At 49.5% G+C, this 24,634-nt stretch carries 23 protein-coding genes; 3 read left to right on the top strand and 20 right to left on the bottom strand.

What is annotated here, in order from left to right; translation table 11 throughout:
• Nucleotides 1-72 precede the first annotated feature (72 nt).
• From DWZ40_RS11530 to murC, 14 genes are all read right to left on the bottom strand, one after another.
• Complete coding sequence (locus DWZ40_RS11530) at nucleotides 73-1,479, bottom strand: SpoIIE family protein phosphatase (RefSeq protein WP_279220661.1); 1,407 nt, start codon at nucleotides 1,477-1,479, stop codon at nucleotides 73-75.
• Between the two features lie 122 nt (nucleotides 1,480-1,601).
• Nucleotides 1,602-1,988 carry a septum formation initiator family protein gene (locus DWZ40_RS11525; RefSeq protein ID WP_347560079.1) on the bottom strand — a complete coding sequence of 129 codons (387 nt, stop codon included), beginning with the start codon at nucleotides 1,986-1,988 and terminating at the stop codon, nucleotides 1,602-1,604.
• Nucleotides 1,989-2,046: 58 nt separating this feature from the next.
• Complete coding sequence (gene yabQ, locus DWZ40_RS11520; protein ID WP_118543181.1) at nucleotides 2,047-2,376, bottom strand: spore cortex biosynthesis protein YabQ; 330 nt, start codon at nucleotides 2,374-2,376, stop codon at nucleotides 2,047-2,049.
• The gene (yabP, locus tag DWZ40_RS11515; protein WP_118543180.1) at nucleotides 2,376-2,660 is read right to left on the bottom strand and encodes a sporulation protein YabP; all 285 of its coding nucleotides are present in this window, start codon (nucleotides 2,658-2,660) and stop codon (nucleotides 2,376-2,378) included. Before yabP ends, yabQ begins: the two co-directional genes overlap by 1 nt.
• Nucleotides 2,661-2,831: 171 nt before the next feature.
• Complete coding sequence (locus DWZ40_RS11510) at nucleotides 2,832-3,071, bottom strand: RNA-binding S4 domain-containing protein (protein ID WP_118543179.1); 240 nt, start codon at nucleotides 3,069-3,071, stop codon at nucleotides 2,832-2,834.
• A gap of 195 nt (nucleotides 3,072-3,266) precedes the next feature.
• Entirely contained in the window at nucleotides 3,267-3,542 is a 276-nt protein-coding gene (locus tag DWZ40_RS11505; RefSeq protein WP_118534074.1) for an HU family DNA-binding protein, read from the bottom strand.
• A gap of 83 nt (nucleotides 3,543-3,625) precedes the next feature.
• Nucleotides 3,626-5,533, bottom strand: coding sequence for an alpha amylase C-terminal domain-containing protein (locus DWZ40_RS11500; RefSeq protein ID WP_243035320.1), 1,908 nt, complete (start codon nucleotides 5,531-5,533; stop codon nucleotides 3,626-3,628).
• A gap of 158 nt (nucleotides 5,534-5,691) precedes the next feature.
• Entirely contained in the window at nucleotides 5,692-6,447 is a 756-nt protein-coding gene (locus tag DWZ40_RS11495; RefSeq protein WP_118543178.1) for an exodeoxyribonuclease III, read from the bottom strand.
• Complete coding sequence (locus tag DWZ40_RS11490; protein ID WP_118543177.1) at nucleotides 6,440-7,363, bottom strand: sugar phosphate nucleotidyltransferase; 924 nt, start codon at nucleotides 7,361-7,363, stop codon at nucleotides 6,440-6,442. Before DWZ40_RS11490 ends, DWZ40_RS11495 begins: the two co-directional genes overlap by 8 nt.
• A 176-nt stretch (nucleotides 7,364-7,539) precedes the next feature.
• Nucleotides 7,540-8,115 (bottom strand): signal peptidase I, encoded by a 576-nt coding sequence (gene lepB, locus DWZ40_RS11485; protein ID WP_118543209.1) that lies wholly within the window; start codon nucleotides 8,113-8,115, stop codon nucleotides 7,540-7,542.
• 363 nt (nucleotides 8,116-8,478) lie between these two features.
• Nucleotides 8,479-9,651: a ribose-phosphate pyrophosphokinase gene (locus DWZ40_RS11480; protein WP_118543176.1), complete on the bottom strand. Its 1,173-nt coding sequence runs from the start codon at nucleotides 9,649-9,651 to the stop codon at nucleotides 8,479-8,481.
• A gap of 170 nt (nucleotides 9,652-9,821) precedes the next feature.
• A complete protein-coding gene (locus DWZ40_RS11475; protein ID WP_118543175.1) occupies nucleotides 9,822-10,823 on the bottom strand; it encodes an ATP-binding protein in 1,002 nt (333 codons plus the stop codon).
• Nucleotides 10,824-10,936: 113 nt separating this feature from the next.
• Nucleotides 10,937-11,962 carry a DnaD domain protein gene (locus DWZ40_RS11470; protein WP_118543174.1) on the bottom strand — a complete coding sequence of 342 codons (1,026 nt, stop codon included), beginning with the start codon at nucleotides 11,960-11,962 and terminating at the stop codon, nucleotides 10,937-10,939.
• A 265-nt stretch (nucleotides 11,963-12,227) separates the two neighbouring features.
• Nucleotides 12,228-13,607: a UDP-N-acetylmuramate--L-alanine ligase gene (murC, locus tag DWZ40_RS11465; protein ID WP_118543173.1), complete on the bottom strand. Its 1,380-nt coding sequence runs from the start codon at nucleotides 13,605-13,607 to the stop codon at nucleotides 12,228-12,230.
• 242 nt (nucleotides 13,608-13,849) lie between these two features.
• On the opposite strand from murC, the gene DWZ40_RS11460 reads away from it, so the two are divergent.
• Together DWZ40_RS11460 and DWZ40_RS11455 are read left to right on the top strand one after the other, a co-directional pair.
• Nucleotides 13,850-16,768 (top strand): transglycosylase domain-containing protein, encoded by a 2,919-nt coding sequence (locus DWZ40_RS11460; protein ID WP_118543172.1) that lies wholly within the window; start codon nucleotides 13,850-13,852, stop codon nucleotides 16,766-16,768.
• A 3-nt stretch (nucleotides 16,769-16,771) separates the two neighbouring features.
• Nucleotides 16,772-17,338: a hypothetical protein gene (locus DWZ40_RS11455; RefSeq protein WP_118543171.1), complete on the top strand. Its 567-nt coding sequence runs from the start codon at nucleotides 16,772-16,774 to the stop codon at nucleotides 17,336-17,338.
• Nucleotides 17,339-17,441: 103 nt separating this feature from the next.
• Here DWZ40_RS11455 and DWZ40_RS11450 read toward each other — a convergent pair whose 3' ends face one another.
• From DWZ40_RS11450 to DWZ40_RS11420, 6 genes are all read right to left on the bottom strand, one after another.
• The gene (locus tag DWZ40_RS11450) at nucleotides 17,442-17,942 is read right to left on the bottom strand and encodes a QueT transporter family protein (protein ID WP_118543170.1); all 501 of its coding nucleotides are present in this window, start codon (nucleotides 17,940-17,942) and stop codon (nucleotides 17,442-17,444) included.
• A 282-nt stretch (nucleotides 17,943-18,224) separates the two neighbouring features.
• On the bottom strand, nucleotides 18,225-19,097 hold the full coding sequence (locus DWZ40_RS11445; RefSeq protein ID WP_118543169.1) for a YitT family protein: 873 nt from the start codon (nucleotides 19,095-19,097) through the stop codon (nucleotides 18,225-18,227).
• 412 nt (nucleotides 19,098-19,509) lie between these two features.
• Nucleotides 19,510-20,685 (bottom strand): M20 family metallopeptidase, encoded by a 1,176-nt coding sequence (locus tag DWZ40_RS11435; protein ID WP_118543167.1) that lies wholly within the window; start codon nucleotides 20,683-20,685, stop codon nucleotides 19,510-19,512.
• Between the two features lie 118 nt (nucleotides 20,686-20,803).
• Nucleotides 20,804-22,201: a Na+/H+ antiporter NhaC family protein gene (locus tag DWZ40_RS11430; protein ID WP_118543166.1), complete on the bottom strand. Its 1,398-nt coding sequence runs from the start codon at nucleotides 22,199-22,201 to the stop codon at nucleotides 20,804-20,806.
• A gap of 235 nt (nucleotides 22,202-22,436) precedes the next feature.
• Nucleotides 22,437-23,378 carry a LysR family transcriptional regulator gene (locus tag DWZ40_RS11425; RefSeq protein ID WP_118543165.1) on the bottom strand — a complete coding sequence of 314 codons (942 nt, stop codon included), beginning with the start codon at nucleotides 23,376-23,378 and terminating at the stop codon, nucleotides 22,437-22,439.
• On the bottom strand, nucleotides 23,375-23,908 hold the full coding sequence (locus tag DWZ40_RS11420; protein ID WP_207664512.1) for a hypothetical protein: 534 nt from the start codon (nucleotides 23,906-23,908) through the stop codon (nucleotides 23,375-23,377). The genes DWZ40_RS11425 and DWZ40_RS11420 overlap by 4 nt, the downstream gene beginning before the upstream one ends.
• Nucleotides 23,909-24,030: 122 nt before the next feature.
• On the opposite strand from DWZ40_RS11420, the gene DWZ40_RS11415 reads away from it, so the two are divergent.
• Nucleotides 24,031-24,564: a DNA-deoxyinosine glycosylase gene (locus DWZ40_RS11415; RefSeq protein ID WP_118543208.1), complete on the top strand. Its 534-nt coding sequence runs from the start codon at nucleotides 24,031-24,033 to the stop codon at nucleotides 24,562-24,564.
• Nucleotides 24,565-24,634: the final 70 nt, after the last annotated feature.

The following is a 24,634-nucleotide window of genomic DNA, read 5'->3' as shown; positions in this document are numbered from 1 at the left end:
TCCTGATTTCTCCTGGGTTTCCTGGACTCTGGAGTTTTCATTTCCAGTTTTTTTCAGACTCCAGCCATTTTCCTATCGTTTCCAGATCCCTCCCACCAAAACCGTCATATCATCATTCATACCACCATTCTGGCAGGCGAACCGGAGAATCCGCTCCGCCATATCCTGGGGTGTTTTTACCGGCATGGCTTCCAGGTACGCTTTCAGGGCCGCTTCCTTTTCCAGTCCCGGACAGGCTTCCAGCACCCCGTCGCTCATCATGATCACGCGGTCATCGTCCCAGAGTTTCCGGGAAAGAAGCACCGGCTCTGCCTGGGACAAAATCCCTGCCGGAAGATTCCCCGCCTCCAGTACATCCGCTGTACCATCGCTGAGAATAAACGTAGCTACCGCCCCCATTTTCATGGCTTCCAACACACCGCTGCAAAGATCGATACAGCAGAGATCCAGCGTAGCCGGGTGCTGCTCTATGCCCGTCAGCATAAGAATGGTGTTCACCATTTTCAACGCAGACCGGGCAGAAAATCCGGTTTCCAGCAGCTGCTGCACAAGCTCGATCACCTTCCGGCTCTCCCTTGCAGCAGTCTCCCCGCTTCCCATTCCATCCGAAATACTCATGATCACCTGCCCAGGCAGACTCCCGGAATACGTATAATTGTCTCCGGAAACGCCGGTTCCATTCTTCGACATGCGCGCCACTCCATACATCATCCGATATTCGCCCGGTTCCAGGAAACGCACAATGCCCGGCTGTTTCGTAATGAGTGCACGGGTATCCGGCGGCGCATACCAGCCTTTCCCTCCCACAGCCTGTCCAAAGAGACCTGCTGCATCCTTTGCTGTCATGCAACGGTTCCCAAGCGCATGAAGGGTCACATAGGCCTCCCGGTAACGGTTTTCATGCTGCAGAAGGAGCATATTATCTACGGAAATCTGGTGCAGATGAAATAGGCGGCGCACTGCATCCTGCTTCTGATCGGTAATATCAACAGCTTGTCCCATCTGACTGGCAAATTCTTCCAGCATCATGGCCAGCTCCCGAAACTGTACCATGACCGTATCCCGGCTCTCCAGAAAACGGTTCTTCCATTCCAGGTTCATGGTTGCCCGCCCCAGATTGCGGTTTAGCTGCGCCAGATATTCCTCTTTATTCCGGCAGGTTTCCAGAAACAGCCTGGGCATATCTTCATACTCCACCCTCCCCTTCTGCTCAAAAGAACGAAGCAGATAATACAGATAGTAACTATCTTCCTTCTTTGCATCACTGTACAGATTACACCTGCTGCACTGACCGCAAACCACCGCCGCTGCCGTCTGCATGGCCGCCTGGGCATCTTCCCGGGTCAGTCCCTTTTCCTCCTGCATCCGGTCATTGCAGGCCCTGGACAGACCTTCCAGCGACTGGGCCATCTCATGCAGTCTTTCTGCTGTATAGATATGAACATCCGCCATATCGCGGCGCTGTTTTCGCTTCCACACAAAAAATCCCCTCCTGAACCACAATATATGCGGCAGGAAAGGATCCTATGTCTGTTATTTTTCTGTTACTGTTCACGCGTTGCGCAAACAGTAACGGCCGTTTCTTTCGGATGCATGGCTGCTTAATTGTTTTTCGGTGCCGGCTTTAAAAGGATTTCATCTGGTTTCACCAGTCCCAGCTTTTGTTTTGCCACTTCTTCAATGTACTGCTTTGTCTGCACATAAACCCGGCGCTCTTCCAACTCTGCAGACCGCTTCTTTTCACTTTCTACCTGGCGCATCAGAGATTCCTCTTTTGCCTGGTATTCCATGACTTTCTTTTCCATGGAGGTATTCTTGACGTTCACGATCACTGCCATGCTCAGTACCACCACCGTAATGCCAATCATGGTCAGACGGTTTCCCAACCGCTCTTTGCGCTTTCTGCGCCCTGTTCCCCGCGCTTTCATGTTTCTCACCAACTTCTTTGTTTCCTTACTCTGTTTCTTTTTCGTAACAGTTTCATGCATTTGGTACACGTTCTTTGGAATTGGAATCTGCCTGCTTGTTCGGATCTTCCAATTTATGTTACCTTCGTAATTTCATTCTAATGCATCGAACCGCCCATTTCAAGACCTTTCGCAAATTTCTGCTGATTATCCGGTCATAAAAGAGCATCGAGCAAAAAATACTCCCGATCATGTAAAAACGCAGTGCCCCGTCATTCTCCCGATACAAAAACAGAAACGTAAAAAAACCGGACCAGATCCAGTAGCACAGATCTTCCAGTCCTACCAACAGATTCTTATGTGGAAACAGAAACCGTAACAGACGAAGTCCGTCGTACACCATCATCAGGACGATACCAACACCAAGCCCAAGAAGCAAAAGCCGCGCTTCCCGGTACACCTGCGCCATCAGCCAAACAACCGGGTCAGAATGGACTGTCCCGCCTTCCGGTAAGCTTCATTTGAAGAATAGGTCAGGCTGTCCACCTGCCCATCCACCTCCAGTTCTCCCTTTTCTACCGTAAGGCGGCTGACATGAAGCTCCTTCCCCTTAATCGTCAGAAGTCCCATGTCCGTGTCCACCACCACCTGGTTTTCATCAAACGATACCACTTCCCGCACCCCGGTCAGGCTTGCCGCGCTCCGGTTTTCCAGCCGACAGGCATGGGCACGGATTCCGGATTTTTCTTCCACGAAAAAACCTCCCCACCTGAACTCATGGTTTAGTATATGGGGAGGGGGTGATGTTTATGTTTCCTAGAATATCAATTAGGAAAACACTGGTGCTTTGTATAAAACCTACACACACAAAAAAGCCTGAAAGCTCACTTCTGTGATCAGCTTCCAGGCTTTTTATATAACATACTAAAGATACTCGAACATTTCCTTTGCATCTTCCTTGCGGATTGTCTCCTGCACGCTCGTGATGCGCACCTTGACAGATTTGTTGCCGAATGCAATCTCGATCACATCTCCGACCTTTACGTCCGCACTGGCTCTTGCCACTTTATCGTTCAGCATGACACGCCCGCTGTCGCAGGCCTCATTTGCTACTGTTCTTCTTTTAATGATACGGGATACTTTCAGGTATTTGTCCAGACGCATATCCGGTTCTCCTTCTAATGGGTGAATTCCCTGCAATGTCAATCGCGCTCCAACAAATAAATCCCTGTGCGCCAATTCCTTGCTAATGGGTAAAAATCCCCCTATCACGCGAAACGCATTCTAGGGGGAATCTTTATTTTACATTTTAAACCAATTTTTTTAGTTATTTTTAGCGTTTTCGGAAAAATCAGCAAATTAAGCGTTTACAAGATCCTTTAATGCCTTACCAGCTTTGAACTTCGGAGTCTTGGAAGCCTCGATGGTCATGGTCTCGCCGGTTCTCGGGTTGCGGCCTTCTCTTGCTGCTCTCTCAGATACCTCGAAAGTACCGAAACCTACTAACTGGATTTTATCGCCTGCCTTCAGAGCCTCTGCAACTACATCGGTAAATGCCTTTACTGCAGCCTCTGCATCCTTCTTGGAAAGACCTGCCTGCTCAGCTACTGCTGCTACTAATTCTGTCTTGTTCATTATTAATTCCTCCTAAATGCGATAACAGCCACAAAGGCCGTTTTTTCGTAATTCATTTTGCCCTTTCATTTATATCTGTTTTGCTATGCTTTGTCAAGGTTTTTCGCCTTTTTCTTTCCCTTAAACACCAGAACAGAACGGGGCGGCACCATGCAGTTCTTCTGGTTGGAAACTTTGCGTTCCTGACCTTCTGCATAAAAACCTCCGGCCGCGCTGTCACTGGTATCAAATGACAGGGTCCACTCCAGATCTTTCGGAAGGTTTGGCAGGGCAAAGCCGTGCGGTTCCCAATGCATGTTGAAGATCACAAAGAAAAAGTCGTCGTTTTGACCATCTGGCTTTTTCGCATAATTCCCACAATAGAGAATCCCGATCTGACGGCGGAAATTTTCAAATTCCGGCTGCCAGGCATTGACTCCATGGTAAGAGATATCCGGGTGTCCGCAGGCCAGATAATCCATGACCCGCGGTTCCTGTTCCATATGAAAGACCGGGTGTGCCTTCCGAAACGCGATCACGTGTTTGACAAAGTCCAGAAGTGCCTGGTCCCATTTATTCAAATTCCAGTTGAGCCAGGAGGTTTCGTTGTCCTGACAGTAAGCGTTATTGTTGCCGTTCTGGGAATTGCCGAATTCGTCGCCTGCAAGAAGCACCGGGGTACCCTGACTCAAAAAGAGCAGCAGCATGGCATTGCGCAGCTGTCTCGCCCGCAGCTCCTGAATCTTTTTCTTACGTACAGCTCCTTCCACGCCGCAGTTCCAGGAATAGTTGTAATCACTTCCGTCCCGGTTGTTTTCCCCGTTGGCTTCGTTGTGCTTCTGGTCGTAGGAAACCATATCCATCATGGTAAAGCCATTGGTGCCAGCCATAAAGTTTAACACGCCGTACTCCGCAGGGTTTCTGCGGTTCCGGAAGATCAGGCTGCTCATCTGATCCTCATCGCCTTTTAAAGCCCGGCGCATATCGATCAGGAAGCCTTCGTTGTATTCCCCTAAATGCTTTTTTTCTCCGGCTGCCGGCTTTTCTGCATCCCAGGAGATTGCCCAGAGCTTGGTGTCTGCCAGATACGGGTCTTTTGCCAGAAGCGCAGTCGGCGCGTAACCCGTGAGATGGATCCCGTCCACATGGTATTCCCGCACCCAGAAACGTACCGTCTCCAGCACAAACTCCGGCACTTCTTTCCCGGAAAAATAAAGTTCCAGCACGACTTCCAGACCGGCTTTATGCAGTTCCCGTACCATGTACTGAAACTCGGTTACCGGATTGCTTCCCGGATCCGCATAAGATGCCTTGGGCGCAAACATACAGGCTTTTGTGTAGCCCCAGTAGTTCAGACGTCCGGTCGGCTCACTGCTTCCATAAGGATTTCCTTCCTCATGCTCCGGCATCATTACTTCCTGAAACTCCACCGCAGGGAGCAGTTCCAGTGTCGTAATGCCCAATTCTTTCAAGTACGGGATCTTGTCTACCACACCACGGAAGGTTCCACGGTGCTCTGTCCCGGAAGAAGCATGTTTTGTCAGACCACGAACATGGGCACGATACACGATACAGTCTTCATAGGGAATATGCAGCGGCCGGTCGTTCTGCCAGTCAAATTTCGCCTGTGCTACCGGCGTCAAAAGAAGGGTTTTTGCCTGATTTAACCTTCCCCAGCGTTCCCGCCCGGCAAAGGAACGTCCATATGGATCTGAAAAGCAGGTTCCATCTGCCTCAAACGCATAATAGAACGTATCAAACGCCCCATTGACTGTCAAAGACCAGACATGTCCGGTCTTTCCTGTTTCCGGAAACGGAATCCGGCATATTTCCTGAAATCCGGCTTCTTTTCCGGCTTTTCCCCGTTTCCCACCGTTTTCCTTTTTTGCAAACAAAAGCAGGCTGCAAGCCTTCGCTGCAGCCACTGTTGAGACATGAATTCCCCTGTCTGTCCTTGTGAGTCCCATTGGATACACTTTGCTGTCATTTAGATCGATCTGATACGGTTCCAATTTTGCCCACCTTTCCCGCCACAAAGCATTTTTGCTGCTCACGCATGCGATGCAGCATCTTTACTCCATAGCGCATTGTTTTTTATTGCATGGCATACCGGGGAGAACCGGCGGTGCATCCGCCGGTTTCCGCACATGTATTGCACCAGCGTTCCCGTTTACTTCAGGCACAACTCTACCGGACAGTGGTCTGAACCAAACACCTCTGTGTGGATCTTTGCCGACTCCAGGCGGTCTCTTAAACGGTCTGAAACGCAGAAATAGTCAATACGCCACCCTGCATTCTTCTCTCTCGCCTTAAAGCGGTAAGACCACCAGGAATAGATTCCTTCCTGATCCGGATAAAAATAGCGCCAGGTATCCGTAAATCCCGCTGCCAGAAGCTCGGTAAATTTTCCCCGCTCCTGATCCGTAAAACCGGCATTGTTCCGGTTGGTCTTCGGATTCTTTAAGTCAATCTCCTGATGTGCCACATTCAGATCGCCGCAGAAAATAACCGGTTTCTTTTCATCCAGTCCCTTTAAATACGCACGCCACGCGTCTTCCCATTCCATGCGGTAGTCCAGTCTCGCTAACTCGTTCTGGGAATTCGGCGTATAGCACGTAATTACATAATATTCCGGAAATTCCGCGGTTATGACTCTTCCTTCGTGATCGTGTTCTTCCACGCCGATTCCGTAGGTTACAGAAAGCGGCTCTTCTTTGGTAAATAACGCAGTTCCGGAATACCCTTTCTTTTCCGCATAATTCCAGTACTGATGATAACCTGGAAGATCTAAGTCAATCTGACCAGCCTGCAGCTTGGTTTCCTGCAGACAGAATACGTCCGCATCCGCCTCATGGAAAAAATCCAGAAAGTTTTTTCCGACACAGGCGCGCAATCCGTTTACATTCCAGGAAATCAGCTTAGTCATACAGATTCTCCTTATAAACACCATCCGCGATCAGCTTCCGGATAGAAGCTACGACTGCTTCCTTATCTTCCTTATAGGTGACACCAAACCACTTGTCTCTGGTTTCCAGTACCTGAACACGCGCTTTACCTGCCTTGATCTGCTGATCGATGATGCTCGGAAGCAGATATTCTGCCTTGATATCGCCCTCTTTGATGTGATCTAAAAATTCCGGGAATCCAACCTCAAGTGCATCTAAAAATTTCGGCGGAAGTCCCCACATATTCATGGAAACGTACTGTTTTGCATCAACTAAAACCGGATTCCCCTGTTCGTCATTTGCAAAAATGCCATTGCCTTTGCGCTCAATGTCATAGGTTTCGGTCACTTCTTTTAACGTACCGTCCGGATCTACCTGGCAGACACCACGTGTCACGGTACCGTTCTCACTCAGTGTATTCTCCAGAATGAAACCGCCCATGCACATATCGTACACGTCTCCCTCCGTATCCATCTCATTGACCATATAATCATGGATCTTGAAGAATCCTTCCCTGCCGTAATAGTCATCGGCATTGATGACCAGAAACGGCTCATGTACCATATCTTTTACTGTTAAAACGGCCTGTCCGGTTCCCCATGGTTTCTTTCTGCCTTCCGGAACCTGATATCCATCTGGAAGTGCATCCAGTTCCTGGAATGCATATTCCACATGGGCGATCTTCTCAATGCGGTTTCCGATGATTTCGCGGAAATCCGCTTCCAGATCCTTGCGGATGATAAAAATGATCTTGTTAAATCCAGCTTCCAGCGCATCATGGATAGAATAATCCATAATGATCTCGCCGCCCGGTCCTACCGGTGCCAGCTGCTTAATACCGCCGCCAAACCGGCTTCCAATACCAGCTGCCATAATTACTAATGTTGTATCTTTCATGTTTGTTCCCTCTCCAAATACTTCGACGTATTCTTCTGTCAAATGCCGACAGCATGCCATAATGTACCTAAAATCATAACACAAACCACGCCAAATAACAATATTGATTCTACGACAAGAGCCGTGCGGGCTGCCTGCCGGCAGCTCACACGGCTCTGTGAAATGCATGATATTGTTTATTTCAGCACTCCCGGTTTTGGGAAGTAGCGGAATAATACTTTCGCGATGATCTTCTCGCGTTTTACATACGTGTTTTCCCAACGGCGCGCATCCATGGAATAGTTCCGGTTGTCACCCATCATAAAGTAACATCCATCCGGTACCTCAAAATGCATCGGTGCCTCCGGAATCATGGGTTCACGGATATACGGCTCGTCGAGCGGAGTATCGGAACCATCGATATAGACCTTTCCGTCGATGATGTCGACCGTCTCTCCCGGAAGACCAATGATACGTTTTACGTAGTAAATCGATTCATCATCCGGAAAACGGAAGATCGCGATATCGCCTCGTTTCGGATCTGAAAAATGATACGAAAGTCTGGAACCGATGACACGGTCGCCTGTCATGATCGTGTTCTCCATGGAACCACTCGGTACTTCACTGTTTGCGATAATAAAGGTATTCAGGACAAAGGCAATGAGTGCTGCAGATACAATGATCTTGACCCATTCCAAGAGTTCTTTTTTCCAGCCGCCCGGCTGCTCCTCCTGTTTGCGGGAATTTTTCTTCTGGCTCTTTACCGGCTCCATATGCGGTACTTCTGTTTCTTTCTCTGTGTTACCGGTCTTGATTGCTTCTCTCCGGAGTTCCTGTGCGATTTTCTGCGCTTCCAGCTCAGCAGTCTGTATTTCTTTCTCAGAAAATGCTTCTGCATCTGTTCCTGCTGCACCTGAAGCTGCCGTATTTTCTTTGGCAGAAAAACTTTCTGCATTTTTTTCTGCCGCCTCTGCCGGATCCGCAGCTGTCGTATCATTTTCCGCCAAAGCCTGTCTGTTTTCTGCCTGTTTCAGACGGTCTGGTTCCCCAGCCCAGTGCTGTCCGGCCCGCATGCCGTCGAGTCCGCCCAGAAGCGGATCCTTGTTTGTTCTGTCTTCACTCATGAAATAACCACCTTATTTATTGCGGTACTTGTCCAGGAGCTTGTTGATACGCTTGGTCGGGCTCAACAGCTCGCTTAAGGAATCATCGTGATTTAAGTTATCGATGATCAGGGCAATGTACTTACTCATATCTACATCAATGTAGTACGGTCTGGATAACAGCTCCGGAGTCTGGTAAACCACGTTGGTGGTCAGGATCCGGTCGATCAGACCGTTCTCATAATATTCATCAAATTTTGCCAGTCCGTTTGTGAACAGACCAAACGTTGCGCAGATAAATACTTTTCTTGCTTTTCTGCGCTTTAATTCTTTTGCGACATCCAGCATACTCTCGCCGGAAGAGATCATGTCGTCGACGATGATCACGTCCTTACCTTCTACGCTGGAACCTAAGAACTCGTGTGCCACGATCGGGTTGCGTCCGTCTACGATCTTGGTGTAGTCACGGCGCTTGTAGAACATACCCATGTCCAGGCCAAGCACGTTTGCAAAATACACAGCACGGCCCATACCGCCTTCATCCGGGCTGATGACCATCATGTGGTCACTGTCGATCTGAAGCTCGGTCTCGTTCTTTAACAGATGCTTGATGAACTGGTAGATCGGCTGAACGGTCTCAAAGCCCTTTAACGGGATCGCGTTCTGCACACGCGGGTCATGCGCATCAAAGGTGATGATGTTCTCAACACCCATGTTCATCAGTTCCTGTAACGCCAGGGCGCAGTCTAAGGACTCACGGCCGGAACGCTTATGCTGACGGCTCTCATAGAGGAACGGCATGATGACATTGATCCGGCGTGCCTTACCTGCTGCTGCCGCAATGACACGCTTTAAATCCTGATAATGGTCATCCGGGGACATATGGTTGGTCATGCCGCACAGGGAGTACGTCAGACTATAGTTGCACACATCTACCATGATGTAAAGATCATCGCCTCGAATAGAAGACTCAATGGTTCCCTTGCCTTCGCCGGAACCAAAACGCGGGGTTTTTGCATCAATAATATAAGAATCTCTCTGATATCCTGCAAACGCGATCGTAGATTTATGCTCACTCTCGCGTTCTTTTCTCCACTCAACCAGCCAGTCGTTTACCTTTGCGCCTAACGTGGAACAGCTCTTCAACGGGATCAATCCTAATGGTCCTACCGGAATGGTCTCAATGGTCTTCTCTTCGTAAATCATCTTATCCTCCATGCTCTGTGTTTATATTTATTTGTTTTTGTGCAGCAATAAAAATTGCCGCAATATCGCTTCTTTTATATCATTATGCCTCAGTTAAGTCAAGACAATCCCCGCAAACTTTCGCTTTAAAAATGGGACTGATTTCTTTTTCACAATCTTAATACTTTTTTTCATTTGCTTCCAGCAGCAAGCGCACGCTTCTTCATGCGGATATCTGCCCCATAGAGCGGAATGATCCGGTAACTGCTCATGATCCGGGAAGTCACACGGTCGGAATAAGTGTCCTTTAACATGCCCATGGACAGATTCGTGGAAATGATCGTCCCCTTCTTTCTGCCAATGCGCTCATTGATGCAGTAAAAAAGCTGGGAAGAAACAAAGGAATTGTTTAACTCCGTTCCCAGGTCATCAATGATCAGCATGTCGCACTCCACAATGTAACGATAGCTTTCCTCGATATCCTCCTCACTGTCGCGCCCGAATTTATATTTGGAAAAAATCTCAAACAACTCGTTGGAGGACAGATAAATGACGGAGATACACCGGTCGATCAGCGCCTTTGCAATGCAGTTGGTAAGAAATGTTTTGCCGACGCCGGTACCGCCGGTAAACAGAATGCTGTTCCCTTTCTGCGGATACTGGTCTGCAAACTCCCGGCACTGCCGTACCACGATCTCCATGTAAGCGCGTTCCGTCATGCCAAGCTGCGGCACCTTTTCCGTATCGTCGTAAAAATCGAAACGGAGACGGTCGAAATTTTCCTCTTTCAGAATGGATTCGATGTTGGACTGCGCATACAGGATATTCAGCCGCTGACGTTCAAAGCAATGACAGCGCTTTCCATTCACATAGCCGGTGTCCTGGCAATCCGGACAGTCATAGCGCAGCTCCATATAATCTGCCGGGAAACCGGCCGCCTTTAACAGTGCCAGTTTCTGCTCTCTTAAGTCTGCCAGCTCCTCCTTTAAGTGCGTGCGGGCACCCGGATCTCCATTCAGGACCTTTCTGGCACAGTCTGCCGCCCGGCTGCTGATCTGCCGGTCCAGCTCCTGAATTGCCGGTACTTTCTTATATACTTCCTCGACCCGCGCTTCCATGGCGCGGCGCTGCAAGCGCTGCCGTTCTTCATACCCGCGCATGACTGCGTTGTACTGGGAATTGCTCAGTGCCATTGTTGATTCTCCTTCTTAACTGCTAATCGCTGTTTCCTGCTGTTCACCGCTGCTTCTTACTGCTGTCTGTCTCTTTCTTTTGCCCACAAACCCTGCTGTCAGCGGCTTTCTTCTTACTGTTCCCCGATCCAGTCCTTCACCTGGTTTAATACCATGGAATCATAATCGGTGTTTCTCTGTTCAAAATTCAGGAACTGGTTGTTTGCCTGCCGGTTGTTTTTCTGGGATTTCTGATTTTTCTGGCCTTTATACTTTTCATCCAGCACGGAAATATCCGTCAGGCTGTGAACCCCGGCTTTTCTCCACTCGGAAAGGATCCGGTCTGCGTAGCGGAAGCTCGGATTGTGTGTTGCCTCGATGGTACGGTTGCACGCTTCCAGCACCACTTCTTTGGTAAACCCGTATTCGCCGAACCACCGCTCGATCATTTCCCGTTCCATTTCCCCCGGATTTCTTCCGGTCAGACCAAATGCCCGCATAACAGAAAACGAATTCTTCGTAAAACCGCTCGCATAGGCCTTTGCCTGGTCAACCGTCGCAAACCCCTTCTCGTGCCAGCTGATGGCTACGGTCTCTATGTAGCGGATACTGGTATGGCCGCCCTGCACACAATACTCCACCACGTACTCCAGAAGTTCTGCCGACATATGAAGTCCGTCATAGAGGTACGCAAACACCTCCAGCTCCCTTGGAGTAAAGATTTTATTTAAATAGCGCTGCGCAATGTAGAGCAGTTCTGCAAATTCGCTGTTTCCCTGCAGGCTGTTCACCTGGTCCTGGCTGTAAAGCGGTCGTGCCGCTTTTGTTTCTTTTTCCTGATCCGCTGCCGCAAGCTCCGACTGGGCCATGGAAGCATTCGCAGCTGCCACTGCACGCTTTTCTCCCACACTTGGGGATGCCGCCTGTTTTGGTGCACCGATCACCCCAAGTTTTTCCCAGTAGGCAATCGCCCGCCGGATATCCGCTTCCGTATGGTTCAGTCCGTCCGCAATCTTTTCGAGGCTGACCGGTTCGTCCTTATGCCGGAGCAGATACAAATATACTTTCACATATTCCCCATTGGCCTCTGCCAGATAGCGGTCAATAAATTCATTGGAAACCAGGGTTGCATCCACCTGGAAACGATATGTAAAACTCATAAAAATCTCACCTTTCCTGTCTGGTAACATCTTACCACATCCAAATTCAAAAAGAAATAGCCGAGTTTATCCACAGAATTCATTGTGGATAATGTGGATAATGTGGATATAACTCTTTTTCCGTAAGGGAAATGTGCTCGAAAAACGTCGAAATGTCAATAAAACCGCGGTTTTTGAAATTTTTAGACAGCTTATTATGTAAATTAAAAAATCCACATAGTCCCTTTACATAAAAAGTGGAAAACTATGTGGATAATGTGGATAACTATTTGTTAAGAAGCTTCTCCCCAACTTTTACAATGTCTCCGGCGCCCATAGTTATCAACAAATCACCGGTGGAACAATTTTTTAAAAGAAATGCTTCAATTTCTTCAAATGATGGGAAATAATGCACTTCCGTGCCCAGTTTTTCGATGCGGGAAGCAATATCTGCAGAGCTGATCCCCAGTGTATCGGTCTCTCTTGCCGCATAGATATCTGCAAGAACAACTGCATCTGCCGCAGAAAGCGCCTCTGCGAACTCATCCAGAAATGCTTTGGTGCGGGTATAAGTATGCGGCTGGAATACACACCAGAGTTTTTTGTGTGGATAATTCTTTGCCGCCTTTAAGGTTGCCGTGATCTCCTGTGGATGATGTGCGTAATCGTCGATGATGGTAATGCCATTCAGCTCGCCCTTCTTTTCAAAACGGCGGTCCGTTCCGGTAAAATGAAGAAGACCTTCCACAATTGCCTCATCCGGGATAGCCAGTGCCTTTGCTGCAGCGATAGCAGCCAGTGCATTGTATACATTATGCTCGCCAGGAACACCCAGCGTAATTGTTCCGGCTTTCTTTCCCTGCGCCATGACCGTAAAGGTCGGACGTGCGAACGCATCGTATGTAATCTCTACCGCGCTGTAGTCACTCTCTGCGCTATGGCCGAAGGTCACCACCTTGCAAGGCAGCCCGCCGCAGATCTCCTCATAGTTTTTGATATCACGGTTGATGATCAGAAGTCCCTTCTCATCCAGCTTCTGCGCAAACAGGCGGAAAGAATGGCGGATATCGTCCAGATCCTTAAAGAAATCCAGATGATCTGCTTCTATATTTAAGATGATCTCCATGGTCGGGAAGAACGAGAGGAAGCTATTGGTATACTCACAGGCCTCGGTCACAAACAGCTCCGGTCCGCCTACACGGATATTGCCGCCGATGGAATGCAGGATTCCGCCGACAGAAATGGTCGGGTTCTTCTCGGCTGTCAGTAAAATCTCAGTCAGCATGGAGGTCGTGGTGGTCTTTCCGTGGGTTCCGGATACCGCGATCGCCTCTCCGTAGTTTTTCATGATCTGCCCTAAAAGCTCTGCACGGCTCATCATCGGGATACCACGGCGCACAACCTCGGCATACTCCGGGTTATCCGCATGAACTGCTGCGGTATAAACCACCAGATCAATCTCATCGGTGATGTTCGCTGCTGCCTGACCGTACATGACCTTAGCACCTGCTAAAGCCAGATGGTCCGTCAGCTCACTCTCATGTGCATCGGAACCGCTGATGCGAAAGCCCTCCTGCATTAAAATCTCTGCAAGTCCGCTCATGCTGATGCCGCCGATGCCGATGAAGTGAATGGCAATGGGTTTCTTAAAATCTATCTGATACATAATGGGTTCCATCCTTTTCCTTAATTAATTTTATCATGCATTCCATGATTAAAATTCTTCGTAACTGTTCCGTGCTTTCACAGTCACAATTCTTCTTATATATTATGCTGCTTCATATTCTTTTCTTTTTTACTTCCTTTTGCGGGAAAAGTCAATGTTTTTCTAGTCTTTCCATGGAAATTGTAATATAATCGTATAGAAAATACGGAACGAAAGGAGTCTGTTTACAGAGGTATCTTACTATGAAATCTAACCATACACCGAAATCGCTTGCTGGTGCCGTTCCCGACTTCTTTGTCAGTCTGTTCGGCATCCTTGGATGGCTTTTGCAGTCCATTCTGCATTTGCTTACCTGCGGACTGATCCTTTGCGGAATCATTGGCCTGCTCATCTATGCCAAAGTACGCCCACAGCTTGATCACTGCCGGGAAGTTGCCTACGATAAGCTCGCGCAGATGCAGCGCCAGGACTTCAGTATGCTGTCCGACACAGAAATATACGATAAAAACGACCAGCTCATCGGACTGATCAATGCCGGACATTATGAATATGTCCCGATCAGCCAGATCAGCATGAATCTGCAGAATGCTTATATTGCCCAGGAGGACCGGCGTTTTAAATCACACACCGGTGTCGACTGGATCGCGACCTTCCGCGCAGGTCTTGCCCTCATCAAAAACCGCGGCGAGATCACACAGGGCGGAAGCACGATTACCCAGCAGGTGGTAAAGAACACGTACCTGACCCAGGAACAGAGCTTTACCCGGAAGATCGTAGAAATTCTGCTGGCGCCGGAGATTGAGAAAAAGTATTCCAAGGCAGATATCATGGAATTTTACTGCAATACCAATTTCTACGGCAACCACTGCTATGGCGTGGAAGCTGCCAGCCGCTATTACTTCGGCAAGGATGCCAGCGACTTAGACCCTTACGAGGCCGCTGTTTTAGTCGGCATCAGCAACAGCCCCACTGCCTACAATCCCGTCCGCAACCCGGAAGCTTCTTTAGAAAAGCGCAACGATGTCCTGCACAGCATGCTGGAGGTGGGCTATCTCACGGAAGATGCCTACAACAGTGCCATCAGCCAGCCTTTAAACATCGTTCAGGAGGAAGGTGAGGGAAGTAACGAGAACTACATGAGCAGCTATGCCATCCATTGCGCAGCTTTGGCGCTCATGAAGCTGGAGGATTTCCCGTTCCAGTATACCTTCAAAGACAAATCCGATTACGATTCCTACATAGAAAATTATCAGGCCACCTATACCGAAAAAGCGGATGATATCCGTGCGGGCGGCTACCGCATTTACACAACCCTCGACCAGGATCTGCAGCAGACCCTGCAGACCCAGCTGGACGATGTTCTTTCCCCGTACACAGAACTTCAGGACAACGGAAAATATGCCCTGCAGGGCGCCGGCGTCATCGTAGACAACCAGACTGACTGCGTGGCTGCCATCGTCGGCGGACGCGGCACCACAGACGCTTATAACCGCGCCTACCTAAGCGCAAGACAGCCGGGAAGTACCATCAAACCACTCATCGACTATGGGCCGGCGTTTGATACCGGAGAATACTATCCGGCCCGCCTGGTTGACGATCACAAATTTGAAGGAGGTCCTTCCAACAGCGGCGGCTCCTACTATGGCAACGTTTCTGTCCGGGAAGCCTTAAACCGGAGCTTAAATACCGTGGCATGGCAGATTCTCACTGATATCAGTGTTGATTACGGTCTGAACTATCTGGGAGAAATGGAATTCCAGAAGCTTACTTACATCGATAACGGCGTTCCATCCTTAAGTATCGGCGGCTTCACCAACGGCGTCCGTGTTGTGGACATGGCGAAGGGCTACAGTACACTGGCAAACGGCGGGATCTATAACGACCAGACCTGCATCCGCAAGATCGACCACGAACATAACGGAGAATTAACCAAAAATTTAAAACCTCATACCCAGGTTGTCTACCAACAGGATTCCGCCTATATGCTGACTGATGTCCTGAAAGGAACCTTAAATGAGCCTTACGGAACCGGCTACGGACTGGCACTGGAAAGCGGCATGCCTGCTGCCGGTAAGACTGGTACCACCAACAGCAGCAAGGATACCTGGTTCTGCGGCTATACCCGCTACTACACCACGGCTGTCTGGGTCGGCTACGATACCCCGCGCGCAATGCCTGGCATCTACGGCAAAACCTATGCCGGAAAGATCTGGAAACAGGTCATGGACCAGATCCACGAAGGCAAAGAACTGTTAGACTGGGAACAGCCTGCTACCGTGGAAATGACCACCGATCCTAAAAGCGGCATCACGGACCTGTTCAGTTCTACCTTAAGCGAGCGGGCACAGCAGAGTCTCCACGATAAAGAACAACGCAAGCTGGAGACCGATCTGGAAAATGCCGTAACCGCATTTGAAGACAAGACCATCGAAACCGTGGAAGACACTTACTGGGTCAAGGAACAGTATCAGAGCATCATCTCCAAGCTGAACCTGATGGACGGAAGTGAAAAACGGACCGAACTGTTGGAGCGCATGACCAGGCGCAACGAAGAATTCACGCCGATCATCAACGACATGAAGGACACCATTGCCCTTTACGAAATACAGAAAGCAAAGGAAAAAGCAGAAGCCCAGAAAAAGGCAGAAGAAGAAGCCGTTACGACACGGAAAAACCTGGAGATCCAGACCAGGAAGAACACCTTCTTAAGCGCCCTGCGCGATGTTGAAAATCTGGAATACCAGTCTGAAGATGCCGAAGACATTGTCCAAAATGCCATCGACAAGCTTTCCCTGGTAGAAAGCTATGAGGAAGCTGCCTCCTACAAAGAACGGCTCCAGAAAGCAATCGACCGCATTGCCACCCTGCCTACCGAAAGTGAGTGGGAAGCCGAACAGGCAAAGAAAGAAGAAGCGGAAGCAGCGGTCCAGGCCGCGAATGAGCAGAAGATCGGTCTGGAGCAGCAGTCCCTGCGGAATTATTTAAGCCAGGCAAGCCGCAGCTGGACCACCTGGTCTTCCCAGATGACCGACAATGCAGGACCCGGAATCGATCATAATTCCGGTACGTCCAGCGTTCCGGGATCCGGCACGACCACTGCACCCGGCTCTGGCAGTTCCCAGGCTGCCGTCACTACAGCACCGACGGGAGGAGGAAATTAAACGATGAATCAATATAATCCTGCCAAACAGGCTGAGGCGATCGACAACGTAACATCCACCTCTGGCAAATCGGCTGAAGTCATTGATACCGCCAAAATCCAGGCAGCCCTGGAAAAACGCGTCGACCAGGAGACTGCGTCGCTCCCACGCCTGACCGTTCCAGATATCGACGAAGATCCTTCTTCCCCAGATCCAGAACCTGCCGCCGCTCATACAACCGATCTCTCCGGTGAGATCCAGACTGCCAGACAGATTTCCGAATCCGAAGCAGGCAAAAAAACATTCTTCAAAAAACGCAGCACCGGCCACTCCGCAAGAGAACGCTGGTGGGACCCTTCGGTCCGCTCCTGGTTTTATACCTTTATGTGCATGAACATGCCGGTTGTCGGCTGGTTCTACCTCTTCCATGAAGCGAAACACGAAGAAGACCCGCATCGAAAGGAATTCGCGCGGGCCTACCTGTTTTACAAACTCGTATTTCTCATTGCGGGGCTGGTTGTCCTGCTGATCCTCCTGTGGATCGGGCTGGGGCTCTTAGACCAGCTGCTTGCCTATATGGAGATGCTATAAACAATATTGCACAGGAAGTATCAAAGGGGCGAAAGTTTCCACAGCCGCCATGCATGGCGGCTGCGGGAACTTTCGCCCCTCGTTCGTTATCGTGCGATATTGTTTACTGTGCAAATACAGCTCTGTGATGCCGCTCCAGCGCGAGCAGCAAAATATTTCCGAGTACTCCGACTGCCAGGATCTCTCCGATTCCAACGGTTACCATAGCGAATGGGATCAAGTCTGTGGAGCCATAGGCATAGCGCAGGACCCACGGAATGATGATGGTGTTGGAAAGGATCGGCGGAACACATACCAGCCATTTGCTTTTCTTTCCAAGATAGTAGGAACCCAGTGCCCCGATGAGGGTTGCGATGCTGCCGAACACCACATCGAGCGGTGCTGCTCCGCAAAGCAGGTTTGCGAGGAAACAGCCGATGGTAATGCCTGGTACCGCACCCGGAAGGAAATACGGAAGCACGCACAGTGCTTCGGAAATCCGAAACTGGATCGGTCCGAATGCGATCGGTGCCACGATCATGGTCAGTGCCACATAAATGGCTGCAATGGCTGCACTCTGGGTAAGACGACCGGTTACAGAGTTGTAGTTGTACCTCTTGTTCATGATATTGTTCTCCTTTAGTTTTGTTTTACGAGTGGAAGGTCACGAACACTCGATTCATTTTCGCGCAGCAATGAGTCAGGCATTCATGCTTGCATGAATATCTGACGAATGCCGCGGAAGGCATATACCGCAGGTATATGACCTTACGCCGGAAATCGGCGATAGCCCTGTAAGACCTTGTTTTTATGGGCTTTACAACGTGGAAGAGTATAGCATAGGCTCTATGCAAAATCAAGAATGAAGTTCTGCGATTCTCTGTATACAATTTATTATTCATTCATCTTACAAGTTCCGGTAATCCCCAAGGAATCCTTCCCCATAGGTTTCCTTGGTCGGTGAGACAATGATAAACGCCTTCGGGTCATGCCGGTCGATGATCTCTTTTACCAGGTGAAACTGTTTGCGGTCCACGGCGCAGGTCAGGGTCAGGCCTTCTTTCCCGCTGTAGCCGCCGATGCTCTTATAAAATGTAGTACCGCGGTCCAGTGTTTGCATGATTTCCTGTGCGATCTCTTCGTTCTTTTCGGAGTGGACCGTGATCATGCTTCCCCGGTTCATACCGTAGAGAATGGTATCCATGGCCTGGGTTGTGCAGACAATGGAGATGATACCGTACATGGCTGCCTCAATCTCACCAAACACCAGAATGGAAGCACCGACAACCACAAAATCCACCAGCATGATTGCATAGCCGGTCTGCATATAAGGACGGAGCTTCTGCAAAAGCTTGGCCAGGATATCGCCGCCGCCCGTTGTGGAATTACGCATGAAGATCAGTGCCATGCCGACTCCGGCAAAAATTCCGCCGAACGCGCAGGCGATCAAACGGTCTCCTTCATACTGCCATATTCCGGACGCAGAGACAAAATCCTGGACCACACTCATCCAGATAACCGTGCGGATCGTTTTGAGAGTCATTTCCCGGTCCAGTAAAAACCAGGAAGCCAGAAGAAGCGGGATATTAAATACCAGACTCATGGTACCAATCGGCAGGGAAAACAAATGGTTTAACATCAGCGCAATACCAGACACGCCGCCCGGCGCAACGTGGCTTGGCTCGATAAAACACCAGATTCCGATTGCCTGCAAAAAGGCCCCGGCAAAATCAAACAATGCATCCAGTCCCAGTTCTTTCCATTTTTTCTTTCTACTCATCACATATCTCCTTCCTGCGTCTGGCGCTCAGCCGTCCAACGCTAAGTTATTCCTTCATGATTCTCCCTGGTTGCTTCAGCAATCAGCCGCCTTAGCGCAAGTATACTGCTTCACGGTTTTCTTTGACCGGTGCACAACAAGAACCACGGTCCCTCGATACGCACCGTAATAAAAAAGAGGACCAACTTTCCCGTCAGCCCTCTTTTCATTCCTATAGCCGCTGCACGAAAATAGTCTCTTCGCGGCTGCAAGAGGTTTTGTACCCTCGCAGCTGCGTCTCTTCTATAATCCATGCAAGCAGCATTTCTTTTCTTTCTCGTGACTCTGTCACTTGCTTGTCTCGCCGTTTGCCAAGATCGCGCACGCACGCTCCTGGCTCACTTACGCTCATTATACCATATTTTGTCGTTTGTTACTGGTTTTTCTTTTTATTTTCGACAAATTCTGCCTTGATCTGATCCATCAGTCCGTCTGTGGTGATCAGGTCGTAGCAGGCACCGGCAATGGCTTTTGCCCCGTAGATGACGCAGTTGTGAGCGTTCTCGCTCTTGCCCGCATCTACGAACTCCTGGGAATGGGAGGCGGTTCCCTCCGGCACGAATGCCACACGGATACAGGAACCCGGGATCTCATACATGACATTGCCAAAATCCGTGGAACCGGTCTTTTCTCTCGGCGGTGCCAGCTGCGGTGCACCCGCAAGCTCAGCATTCTCCATCAGAAGTTTGTTTAAACCAAGTACCGGAATCTTATTGTAGAAGAAAGTTCCTTCCTTGATCTCATAAGTAACGCCTGCAATCAGCGCAGCGCCCTTGATGATGTCCTGGAAGCGCAGGCTGACTTCTTCCAGTTCCTTTCTGGAGAAGGAACGCAGGGAGAATTCGCCTTTTGCGGTAGCCGGAACTACATTGGACGGACCCGGAAGTTCGGTCATGCAGTAATGCATGCGCACATCATCCGGCACATGCTCCCGTAAGAATTCTACGCCCTGGAATGCCACCAGCATTGCATCGAATGCACTTCTGCCCTTTTCCGGCGCGAGCGCTGCATGGGCGCGGTGTCCGTGGAATGTAACGTTGTAACTTTTCTGTGCCAGACACTTGATATCGGTACAGGTATTCGGGCCGCCGTGCATCATCAATGCAACATCCAGCTCTTTGAAGCAGCCATTCTGGATCATCTGGACCTTGCTTCCGAAGGTTTCCTCTGCCGGAGTTCCATATACCACTAACTGGAACGGCTTATCAGTATCCAGGTTCTTTAAGGCAACTGCCGCGCCAAGGCAGCCCGGACCCTGCATGTGATGTCCGCAGCCATGTCCGAGATTGCGGAGGGCATCGTACTCACACAGGATGCCAAGCACCGGACCGCCCTCGCCGTGGCTGTAGGTGGCACGGAAAGCGGTTTTAAAACCGCCAACGCCCATCTGCACATCAAAGCCATTCGCAATCAGATAATCGGTCAGAAGACCGCTCGCAAAAACTTCTTCGCCCTCGTACTCCGGGTTATCAAAAATCTGGTCTGCCATGGAGCACAGCGTATCCCGCTGCGCATCGATGGCCTGAAACAGGGATTTCTTATCGCTCATGATTCCCACAATTCCTCCTTTTATACATTACGGCCCACACGCTGCACAAACAGCAGCGCGCCAACCGTACCTTTTATGCAACTTCCGGATATCCTCGCATGTTGCAATTGTTGTAACTTTACATTGGTCCGTAATTGATCAGCTGTGCAATCACAAGCATAACCGTACCGACAACCAGCCAGATTGCAAACATCTTCCACATGAAACGCATCCAGCGGTCATACGGGATGTTGCAGGCGCTGATGATACCCATCAGTGCGGTAGAGGTCGGCAGGATGTAGTTACAGAAGCCGTCGCCGAAGTTGAATGCCAGGACTGCGGTCTGTCTGGTAACACCGATCAGGTCGGAAAGCGGTACCAGGATCGGCATAACAGCTGCTGCCTGTCCGGAACCAGAAGTTAAGAATACGTTGATGATGGCGTTCGCGATCAGCATAGCCGGTGCCTGTAACAGGGTCGGCACGCTGCCAAGGCCGCCAGCCAGGGCATGGACAACGGTATCGATGATCTTACCGTCAGACATGATCGTGCTGATGGACTGTGCCAGACCAATGATGATCATGGCAGACATCATCTTCTTGCAGCCTTCCAGGAAGTTCTTGGAAATGGTCTCAGTATCGAAACCGGAAATAAATCCTACGATGATCGCCAGCCAGATAAACATGGCTGCCATCTCCGGCATATCCCAGCCAAGCTTGATGCTGCCGTAAATAACAACACCCAGGGAAACAACCAGAGCAATGATGCTTAAGATCTTGCGGGTATCGATTGTTCCGAAATCATCCAGACCGCCTCCGGCACGAAGCTCACTGGTCTGGTCCAGATCGTACATCGGGCTCTTGGTCGGATCCTTTTTGATCTTTAATGCATAGCGTACCAGGAAAATATTGGTAATTACATAGTAAACAGCAAAACATACCCAGCGGTATCCGATACCGGAGTAGAGCGGAAGCTCAGCAATCTTCTGCGCAACAACTGTGGTATTCGGGTTTAAGGTACCGGTGGAAAATCCGATCGCGCCGCCCAGCAAAATGATGGCTGCGCCGGTGATGGAATCCAGTCCGATCGCCAGAGCCAGCATGACCATGACCGGAGCAAATGCGATGAACATGTTCACAGCCTGGGTGGTACAGATCAGACCAAACATCAGGGTCAGGATCGGAATGAACACATACAGGTTGTTGGAGAATTTTTTTGCCAGTTTGGCGATCACTGCCTGCAGTGCACCAGACTGAGTCAGCATGTGGAATGCACCGCCGGAAAATAAGATAACCAGCATGATATCCACACGTTTTACAAATGCTTTTACAATGTACATCGGGATCAGCAGCGGGTTAACCGGTGTTCTCTGGATGTAACTGAACTGGGTCGGATCAATGACCTTGATGCCATCCGCATTCTCCACACGGACATACTCGCCGGCCGGAATGATCCAGGTTAAGAGCACAGCTGCAATAATAATAGAAAATACGATTACAAAGCTGTGCGGTACGCGAAACTTTTTCTTGGTACTCATACAAAAAGCCACCTCCTGTTAAACTTTATTGTTTTAAAGTATAACAGTGCCGGTGGCTTTTTTCCATTTTGTTTTTTTTAAAGCAACTTTAAATTTTTTGAATTGTTTGTCATATTCGTGTAATTTTTGTCATGTTTTGCTCCTGCACCGATGAATGTTCGGAAACATGGTTGGATACAAATGAAACTTTCTTGCTCACATTGATCTTCCGTTTGGTACCGCTGCCGGATCGTATCTATTGCGCATCCGTCTGGTATCGCTGCCGGATCGTATCCTCTAAAATATCCATCAGATCCTGTTCACATTCCGATATCACATGCCCTTTGCGGTAAACCAGTACCAGGCTGGACTCGTATGCCTCTTTCCCGATCAGAAAATAGCGCACGTGGTCAAATTTCTGCATATCCTTGATGTATCCAAGCCGGTTAAAACCAACTCCAAGTCCCTGGTTTACCATACTCATGATAATATCGAAATGTCCGATCTCGATCAGACGTCCCGGACGGATCCTGGCCTCTTCAAAAATATGGTTGGCCGTTCTGCGCATGCTCTGATCCGGCAGTGGAACAATAAAGGTTTCCCGGTTTAAATGCTGCATGTCCAGATGTAAAAATTTATCTCCCTCAACCGCATATGCATACTGGATTGCCGGGTGGGTGTCCGACAGAGCCAGAAGTACCTGTTCCCTGGCAATCTCCTTGTAGACGGCATCCGGCAGTTCATCCCGGAAAATAGAGATCATAAAATCCACCGCTCCCTCCCGGTACATACGCGTCAGATCACCAATCGTTCCATCCCGGAAGATCACGTCCACATCCGGATAACGTTCCATAAAACGCTGAAACACTTCCGGTACAATAGAAATGGCGCGCCGCTGCTGGATCCCCACCCGGATCGTTGCATGGCTTTTATGCAGTTCATTTTCCAAAAGGCCGTCAAACTCTGCCTTTAATTCCAGCATTTTTTCTGCGCGCGCCACATACTCTTCCCCAATGGACGTCAGCACAAATGCTTTGCCTTTACCAGTCCGCTCAAATAACCGGACACCCAGATACTTTTCCAGATTGCTGATATACACGCTCAGCGCTGACGGTGAAATAAAAAGCTCCTCCGCCGCCCTGGAAATACTCTGGCAGCGCGCCAGTGTGCATACATATTGCTGTTCTTTTAAATTCATGCTGTCTCACCTTCTGTATTTTCTTCCAGCTGCATACAAATCTGCCCGTCACAGGTTCTTTCCCTGTCCGGATTTGTCTCAATCAGTCCAAACCTGGAAAACAGCGGATAAATATAAGAAACTCCGCGGATATCTCCCAGCGCCTTTGGCCGTTTCACATAAGGCTTCTCGCCATCTGGAAGAGCTTCTTTCATCTTCAATATATTTTGAAATGCCATCCGGACAGAACTCCAGGTGATGGACTTGCTGTTTTCTCTGCGGTCTACCCATAATTCTCTGGTAAAGCCACCGCGTTTTCCCTGTTTCAGCGTATAAGTATAAGGAAGTCCGGACATCGTCAAAAACGATTCTCCCTGAAACGCCACAATACACGCCCAGAGATGTTCCTCCGAAAAGTCTTCCAGGAGTCCTGACACTGCGTTTTGTTTCTCATCCCGCTCCATGATCTCACCCTTTCTTTTTCCTGCTGTAGTTTCTCCCTGATCAAGAGTAACCGCACTTCTCGCGTTGTATAAGATATAGTATAGCACAGGTTACAAGGAAAAAATTGACTTTCCGACAGAAAAAGCATACAGTTAATGACAACCAGACAAACACAATTCACAAGCAGGAAGAGCCAAATATCAGCGACTCCCGCAGAAAGAAGGTTTTTATGAATTCCGACACCCTGTCCCTGCCGCCAGGTTATACCCACGTTCAGCACACCTTTGAACCTGTTTTTGACACACACTCCCGTATCCTGATTCTGGGAAGTTTCCCTTCCGTAAAGTCCCGGGAAAACCAGTTCTATTACGGACATCCGCAGAACCGTTTCTGGAAGCTCATGGCGCTGCTTTTACAGGTACCGGTCCCGCAGACCATAGACGAAAAAAAGACCATGCTTCTTACACATGGTCTTGCACTCTGGGATGTCATCGAATCCTGCGATATCAGGGGTTCCAGCGACAGCAGCATCAAAAACGCGGTCCCGGCAGATATCAGCCGCATCTTAAAAACAGCGGATATCCACACAATCATCGCAAACGGCGGTACTGCATTTAAGCTTTACAGTCGTTACTGTGAACCGCTCACCGGACGGCCTGCCATTCTCTGCCCGTCCACCAGTCCGGCCAATGCTGCTTTCTCCCTGGAGCGGCTGGCTGAAATCTGGGAGCCGGTCATAAAACCAGTCATTTCCGGTTTCTGACTGTACAGGTCTCTTTACGCGAAACAGGGCATGCTGTTTCTACATCATGAATAGCATACCTGTTCCATGC

The sequence above is a fragment of the Clostridium sp. AF32-12BH genome, from assembly GCF_003477935.1.
GTDB lineage: Bacteria > Bacillota > Clostridia > Lachnospirales > Lachnospiraceae > Brotaphodocola.
This window is presented reverse-complemented; position numbering and strand designations above follow the sequence as displayed.